Source organism: Streptomyces sp. NBC_01433 (assembly GCF_026340105.1).
In the GTDB taxonomy this organism is placed as follows: Bacteria; Actinomycetota; Actinomycetes; order Streptomycetales; family Streptomycetaceae; genus Streptomyces.
In genome coordinates this window covers 471,932-477,900 of record NZ_JAPEPM010000002.1, presented here as the reverse complement: position 1 = coordinate 477,900, position 5,969 = coordinate 471,932, and the positions used below count along the sequence as shown (strand labels likewise).

Annotated in this window: 5 protein-coding genes and 1 pseudogene; 5 read left to right on the top strand and 1 reads right to left on the bottom strand. The window is 67.5% G+C overall.

The window, feature by feature from the left end; genetic code table 11:
- Positions 1-232 precede the first annotated feature (232 nt).
- Positions 233-1,174 (bottom strand): IclR family transcriptional regulator C-terminal domain-containing protein, encoded by a 942-nt coding sequence (locus OG413_RS29905; RefSeq protein WP_266811059.1) that lies wholly within the window; start codon positions 1,172-1,174, stop codon positions 233-235.
- Positions 1,175-1,328: 154 nt separating this feature from the next.
- Here OG413_RS29905 and OG413_RS29900 point away from each other — a divergent pair, with 154 nt between their 5' ends.
- From OG413_RS29900 to OG413_RS29880, 5 genes and pseudogenes are all read left to right on the top strand, one after another.
- A complete protein-coding gene (locus tag OG413_RS29900) occupies positions 1,329-2,258 on the top strand; it encodes a terpene synthase family protein (protein WP_266811058.1) in 930 nt (309 codons plus the stop codon).
- Positions 2,259-2,285: 27 nt separating this feature from the next.
- Positions 2,286-3,452 (top strand): cytochrome P450, encoded by a 1,167-nt coding sequence (locus OG413_RS29895; protein ID WP_266811056.1) that lies wholly within the window; start codon positions 2,286-2,288, stop codon positions 3,450-3,452.
- Between the two features lie 33 nt (positions 3,453-3,485).
- Positions 3,486-3,763, top strand: a pseudogene (locus OG413_RS29890) (IS5/IS1182 family transposase); the annotation flags it as partial.
- A gap of 385 nt (positions 3,764-4,148) precedes the next feature.
- Complete coding sequence (locus OG413_RS29885; protein WP_266811055.1) at positions 4,149-5,024, top strand: 4-hydroxybenzoate octaprenyltransferase; 876 nt, start codon at positions 4,149-4,151, stop codon at positions 5,022-5,024.
- A gap of 24 nt (positions 5,025-5,048) precedes the next feature.
- Complete coding sequence (locus OG413_RS29880) at positions 5,049-5,942, top strand: oxygenase MpaB family protein (RefSeq protein ID WP_266811053.1); 894 nt, start codon at positions 5,049-5,051, stop codon at positions 5,940-5,942.
- Positions 5,943-5,969: the final 27 nt, after the last annotated feature.

Here is a 5,969-nt window from a genome sequence, read left to right as displayed (position 1 = left end):
GGTCGGCGACGTCCACGGTGACCTGATGCTCGGGCAACTGGGGGAGGCATATGGCTTCAGCAGCGGCTGGGCCTCGTCCGGCTCGACCGGGCCCGGGGCCGGAGTGTTGCTCACGACTCGCCGCTTCCGGCGCCAACTCCGTTTCTCCTGGCCGAATGTGGCTCTTCGAGCAGGCGGTGCGGAGTCGTCGGGCCGGTCTCACACGGCATGACCAAGAATCATGGGTGGAGCATCAGGCCCAGCGAACGGATTGGGCGAAGGCAGGGAAACGGGCGAGTTCTTCGGCGATGCGCTCGGTGGCGTTTCGGAGTTCGGGCAATCGGGTGGACACGAGTTCGTCCTCGGTGAGGTAGCCGCTGGACGCCACGCAGGCAGCGGCGGCGATTACCGTCGTACCGTCAAAGATCGGGACGGCGATGCTGGTGATGCCGTACTCGAACTCGTCGACCACGACGGCGTAGCCGTGTTCTCGAACGTCGGCGAGGACGGCTCGGAACTTCGTGGGTGATGTCTCGGTGCGGTCTGTTCTTGCCTCAAGTCGGACTCGGGACAGGAACTCGTCAATGGCGTGGGCGTCGAGGTGGGCAAGCATGGCGCGCCCGGCGGCTGAGGTGTATGCGGCTTCCCGGGTTCCGTTGGTCACCGTGAACCGGTAGAGACGGCGGGCGGGGACATAACAGACCTGGATGATGTCATCGCCGTCCAGCACGGCCAATGATGTGGCGTCGCCGACGTTGTCGCGCAGCGTCTGCAGTTGGGGCTGGGCGATCTGGGCGATGTTGACCGAGCTCAGATAGCCGGCGCCGAGTTCCAGGATGGATGGCCGCAACATGAAGTGCTTACCGTCATGAGCCGCGTATCTCAGCCGGACCAGTGTGAGCAGGAAGCGGCGGGCGACCGCAGGACTCAGGCCCGTTGCCGAGGCGACCTCGGTCAGGGTCATCTGAGGTCGGTCGGGGCCGAACGCCCGTATGACCGCGAGTCCCCGAGCGAGTGAACTGACGAACTCCTCCTTGTTATCGGCATCCGTCCTTCTTGACTGCATGGTGAAGCGCCTCCTACGCTCGGCAACGTTCGTATAGCGAAACAGAATTCGCCTAGCGAAATTATAGGGCTGGTGCCACGCGGTCAAGCGGTCGTCGGCCACGAAGGGTTGATCGATGGAGCTGTCCAAGCTGACGACACAACGAACATCCACCAAGGCTTCTGCCCTGCGCAACCGGTGGCAGTGCCAACAAGCACACCCAGCGGTCGAACATCGCTGCGTTCGACAGGCAGGTGTCCCAGTGGACAACGGATTCTCACCTGCCGCCTGAAGGGGATCGCGAGTGGAACTCGATGAACTGTCCAGGACGCTGCTCGCCGATCTGCGCGGCGCATTGCCCGGAGGCGAGCGGCACCATCCCCGACAGTCGGAAATCAACGAGGACCTTCGCTCCTGGGTTCTCGACAACAGCCTCGCATCCTCGACCGAGGAGGATTCCCGCTTCCTGAGTGCGGGATTCTCACGGATGGCCTCTGACATCTTCCCGCACGTCGAGCGGTCCCGGGTGTTGCTGGCCGCGAAATGGGGCGTTGTGCTGTTCTACCTCGACGACCTGCACGACGAGCAGTTCTGCGTGGACGAGCAGGCGGTTACCCTGGCCTATGCTCGTCTGCTGAGCATTCTTCGTGATGTCGAACCAATGAGTCCGTCCGCGTTCGAGTCGGCCTTTCTCGGCCTGTGGCGGCAAACCGGCGACCTGATGAGCGAATCGTGGCGCAGCCGCTTCATCCGCCACTTCATGCAACACCGCGACGGGTTGAGAACCGAAGCGGTCAATCGTCGAAGTGGTCACATTCCCGCGGTCGAGGAGTATCTGCCGCTGCGTCGGCGGACCAACGGCACGTTCATGCAGGACCTGCACGAGGTAGTGCTGCGGCAGGAACTTCCGCGCGTACTGGCCGACTCGATTTCCTGGGAATCTCTCTGCGCCGCGTCGAACGACATCACCGCATGGTGCAACGACATGTTGTCCTTTGCCAGGGAGACGCAGGTGAACGATCCGCACAACCTGGTTACGGTGCTGGCCAACGAACTGCGATGCGATATGCCGTCGGCGATGAAAGAAGTGGCGGAGCGGATTCGACTGCGGGCCCGGTCGATGAACAGACTTCGCGAGGAGTGGGGCCGGACGATCGCCGTCGCGGACAGTATCTGCGCGGCGACCGGCGGCCATCTGTCCTGGGCGCTCGCCTCACCGAGATACATGAACTGACCTGCGTCGGCGAACGGAGTGATCCGCATGGCGTGCCCCTATCCCTTCGGTGAGCCGGTCAAACTGGAACTTGCGCCGGAGTACGCGCGGCTGCGAGCGGCTGGTGTGATCTCCAGGATCGCCATGCCGCACGGCGGCGAAGCCTGGCTTGCCACCAGGCATGACCACGTTCGGACGGTCCTGTCCGATCCGCGATTCAGCCGGGCCGCGACGGTCGGTCGCGACATGCCACGAACTGCGCCGGCGCTGAAGACCGATGTCGACCTGCGCAAACTGGACCCACCGGAGCACACCAGGCTGCGGCGGCTGATCTCACACGAGTTCAGTTCCCACCGTGTCGCCGGACTGGTCGACCGGATCCAGTCGACCGCCGATGAACTCGTTGACCGGATGACCGCCCTCGATCCGCCGGTTGACCTCGTGCAGCACTTCGCGCTGGCGCTGCCCATCTCCACGATCTGCGAGATCCTGGGTGTACCCGCAGACGACAGGAAGAAGTTTCAGTCCTGGTCGGACCGCAGTCTGCTCATGGGTGAGTCCGGCCATGACGAGGTCAGGTCGGCCCGCGAGGAGCTCAAACGCTACCTGCTGGACATCACCCGGCGTCGCAACCCGGGACTGCTGGGCGCCCTGCTCCGGGACGAGCGAGGTGGGCTCACCGAAGAGGAAGTCGTGATCTTCGGTTCGCTGCTGCTCGTCGCCGGGTACGAGAACACCGCGTGCGAGATCTCGAACTTCATCTGTCTGCTGTTCTCCCATCAGCACTTGCGTGAGCAGGTGCTGGCCGACCCTACGCTGATTCCCGATCTCGTCGAGGAACTGCTCCGGTTCACGCCGCTGTTGAGCGCCGCGTCCTTCGCCCGCCTCGCGACGGAAGACGTGCGCCTCGGCGACGTCCTCATCGCGGCAGGCGATGCCGTGGTGATTCAGCTTGCCGCGCCCAATCGGGATCCTTCGATATTCGACTCTCCGGACGAACTTGTACTCGGTCGGCGTAGCAATTCGCATCTCGCGTTCGGATACGGTCCGCACTACTGCCTCGGTGCGGAACTCGCACGTGCCCAGTTGCGTATTGCGATTGGCACACTCTTCACCAGGCTGCCCGACCTGCGTCCTGCGGGTTCGCTTGCCGGGATTCCATTCAAGAAGGGTCGGTTGATTCGCGGTCCGGAATCTTTGATGGTCACCTGGTGACAGCGCCCTCGCGGCCGTGCCTCTGGGGACTTGCCGGGGCGCCGGGACCTGGTTGACTGTGCCGCGCTTCGGGTGATTGTCCATGTGCTGCGCAAGGGCGTGAGCTGGAGGGACATCCCCGCGGAGCGGGTCGGCCGCGGCGGGGTGACGGCCTGGTGGCGTCTGCGGGACCGGGCCGAAGCAGGGGTGTGACCCCGGCTGCACGAGGTCCTGTCGGCGGAACTCCGAAAGGGCGGCCTGCTGGAGATGGACGATGCCGCGATTGATGGCTCGCACGTCCGGGCGCTCGAAGGGGTGCTCACACCGGCCCGAACGGCCGGCACCTCACCGCCGCCGAGCTGGGGAGGCCGTCGGCCGTGTCCCTGCACGGCGGAGCCTCGCACGGTCGTGACGATCGCGGAACTGATCGAGGCCACCGTCCGGCCTGCGCTTATAGACCATTTCCTGGCCCATGAGACCGTCGTTCCAAGGGATCTTCCTGCAAGGAAGGCTAACTCGCCCCAGCCGGGGTTAGGTTGGACCGATCGACGTGCAATCCCTCGGGAAGGGGCTTGAATCGGTATGACCGTCGCCTCACAAGCCCCGGCCCAAGCCCCGGCTCAAGCCCCGGCTCAAGCCCCGGCTCAAGCCCCGGCTCAAGCCCCGGCCCAAGCCCCGGCCCAAGCCCCGGCCCCGGCCCAAGGCCGTGTCGCCCGGTTGGCGGGGCGTGCCCCCGCCGGGGTGCGGCCGTATCTGGAGTTGCTGCGGCTGGACCGGCCGGTGGGGGCCTGGCTGCTGGTGGTGCCCGGGTGGATCGCCCTGGGAGCGATCGCCGGGCCCCGGGAAGGGGGCCTGCTCGGGCTGCTGCTCCTGGTGTACGGGGTGCTGTCGAGGGGAGCCGCCTGCGGGCTCAACGATGTGCTGGACGCGCGGTTCGACGCGCAGGTGCCGCGTACGGCGGGGCGGCCCGTCGCCTCCGGGCGGCTGGCGGCCGGGCGGGCACTGGTGCTGTGTGTCGTGGTGGGGGCCGTCGCTCCGCTGGTGATGGGGTTCTGGAGTGTGGAGGCCGTGGTGTGGGCGGCGGCCGGGGCGCCCCTCGCAGCGGTGTATCCGTATATGAAGCGGGTCACCCACTGGCCGCATGTGTGGCTGGGTATCACCATCAACTGGACGGTACCGCTGGTGTACGGCCTGCTCACCGGAGGGTTCGGGCTCGGGGGCGCGGTGCTGTACGGGGCGCTGATCTGCTGGGCCGTGGGGACGGACGTGATCTACGCCTGCCAGGACCGGGAGGCCGATGTGCGGGCCGGGGTGCGGTCGGCCGCCGTGCTGCTGGGGCGCCGTAGCCGGGTGCTGGTGGGCGGCGTGTACGCGGGGTGTGTGGTGCTGCTCGCCTGGTTCGGGGTCGTGGCCGGGCTCGGGCCGCTGTACTGGCCCGGACTGTGCGTGGTCGCGGGGCAGTTGGGATGGCAGGTATGGCGGGCCGACCCTGCGGACGTCGGAGCCTGCGGGCGGGCGTTCGGCACCAACCCCCTGTGCGGACTGCTCATCCTCGTGGCCGTGCTCGCCGGGCGGGTCGGTACCCTCGGCTGAGGGACACGGACGCTGGAGGCGCTGGTGGGACTGCGGGAACGGATCGCGGCGGAACTCACGGCGACCATGCATGGCGGGGATCTCAAGCTGGAACGGTACGCGGGGCCGCCCGGTGATCCCGGGCTGTTCGGGATCGCGCCGGGGGACCCGGTGTGGCGGGTGCACGGGCACGCCACCGGGATGCTCACCGGTGGGTTCGCCGCGCTCATGCTCCAGTCGCTGCATCCGCTGGCCATGGCGGGGGTCGACCAGCACTCCGACTTCCGAGGCGATCCGGTCGGGCGGCTGAACGGAACCGTACGGTTCATCACTACGACCACCTTCGGCTCCTCGGCCGCCGCCCGCGAGGTGATCGACCTCGTCCGGCGGATCCACACCCGGGTGCACGGCACCGCTCCCGACGGCCGGCCGTACCGCGCGGACGACCCCGATCTGCTCACCTGGGTGCACACCGCCGAGGTACGCAGCTTCCTCGCCGGCCATCAGACCTACGCACCCCGGCCGCTCCGGCTGACCCCCGCCGAGTGCGACGCCTACTACCGCCAAGCCGCCCCCATGGCCGAGGCGTTGGGCGCGCGAAACGTACCGCGCACATCCCTCGAAGCCGAGCGCTACCTGGTCGGCCTCCGCCCCCAACTCCACGCCACTCCGGCCGCGTTGGACTCGGTGCTGTTCCTCCGCCGCTTCGGACGCACGCGACGGGAGCGGCTGGTCGTCGGCCTGCTCACGAACGCCTCGGTCGGAATCCTCCCCGACTGGGCCCGCACCGAACTCGGCATCCACCGCCCGGCCCCCGTCCGCAACGGCCTGGACCGGCCCCTGGCGACGGCCGTCGGACGCACCCTCCAGTGGGGGCTCGGGCCCTCCCGGATCCAGGCCGCCGCACAGGGGCGGCTGGCGGGGGTGCGGCAGGAATGACGTCGAGATCCTCGAGGCGTCCGGCAG

Excerpts from the sequence above, each read along its gene's own strand:
- OG413_RS29895 (WP_266811056.1), top strand. The coding sequence starts at position 2,286 with ATGGCGTGCCCCTATCCCTTCGGTGAGCCGGTCAAACTGGAACTTGCG.